This window comes from Streptomyces mutabilis, assembly GCF_014649815.1.
In the GTDB taxonomy this organism is placed as follows: Bacteria; Actinomycetota; Actinomycetes; order Streptomycetales; family Streptomycetaceae; genus Streptomyces; species Streptomyces mutabilis.
This window is the reverse complement of the sequence record NZ_BMTT01000144.1, coordinates 1-723: the sequence shown is the minus strand read 5'-3', so window position 1 is coordinate 723 and position 723 is coordinate 1. Positions and strand designations below refer to the sequence as shown.

At 37.6% G+C, this 723-nt stretch carries 1 rRNA gene; it reads left to right on the top strand.

What is annotated here, in order from left to right:
- Positions 1 to 723 (top strand): 23S ribosomal RNA (locus tag IE142_RS39780); the annotation flags it as partial.

Genomic DNA, 723 nt, shown 5'->3' with positions numbered 1-723 from the left:
TTTATACTATTGTATAAGTAAGGTTTATATATACCGTACCTAGATACTATCACAAGTAAGCAAGTAGAGAATACAAAGGCGTTTGAGTGAACAATCATTAAGGAACTCGGCAAATTGACTACCGTAACTTCGGGATAAGGAGAGCCATTTTTATTAGTTTAACATCCAGAATGATTTTATTAAACTAATAAGAAGAGGAAGCATGGAATAATGTTGTACGACTGTTTAATAAAAACACAGCACTCTGCAAAGATAAAATATCAAAGTATTGAGTGTGATGTCTGCCCAATGTCGGCTGGGTAACGGATTTACCTTGGTTTTTAACTAAGGTTTTGAAGGACACCCCGATTAATGGCGGCCTTACCTATGAGGGTCCTAAGGTAGCGAAATACCTTGGCCGTTAAATGCGGTCCTGCATGAATGACTTAACGATACAACAGCTGTCTCGATGATTGTCTCAGTGAAATTGGAATAGCAGTGCAGATACTGTTTACCTCTAGATAGACGAGAAGACCCTATGCAGCTTTACTGTTACTAATTGCAAGAGTGGAAATTTAGGATGATTTCGAGTGTATAAGGTAGTTGTTTGATAACAATGAAACACCTTTATTCGTTTCCTACTATATGCTCTTGAGGATTGGGAGGCAGTTTATGCGGGGCACAGATCCCACAAAAAGTACCTGGGTATATCCAAAGTTCATTTTGTAAATTTGTAAATTTCTT